Annotated in this window: 1 protein-coding gene; it reads left to right on the top strand. The window is 43.4% G+C overall.

Annotated elements, in window-relative coordinates; translation table 11 throughout:
• A partial coding sequence (locus tag CWC16_RS20100; protein ID WP_212747462.1) for a hypothetical protein occupies window positions 1-206 on the top strand: 206 nt, incomplete at its 5' end.
• Window positions 207-366 lie beyond the last annotated feature (160 nt).

Raw genomic sequence — 366 nt, forward strand, 5'->3', positions numbered from 1 at the left:
TACGTGGTAGTTTCATCGTTAGTGATTTTGTTGCACTCAGAAATTACAGGGAAAAGCTTCTTGAAGTATTGGATCTAACCCCTGAGGGACTAATGGATATAGAGAGACTAGCCCTTTCGGCTCTGATCGATAGTAAGGGTTTGGAAAAAGAGGATAAGGAAGAAGCATTGATGTATAGAAGATGTTTGACAGACAAAAAACAGTAGAGGACTAATGATATCAACAGAAAGGGCTGTTCTGGATTTCGCCTCTGAAGACTCTCAATTGGTGGAGGCTATTAAAAGGCCGCGCACTTCAGCTCCAATACAGGAGGGAGGAGCTTCTTGCTCGTCGATGTCTCAGAATAATTTGTCAACTGCTGGGGCG

The organism is Pseudoalteromonas sp. S3776 (genome assembly GCF_005886915.1).
Taxonomy (GTDB): Bacteria; Pseudomonadota; Gammaproteobacteria; order Enterobacterales; family Alteromonadaceae; genus Pseudoalteromonas.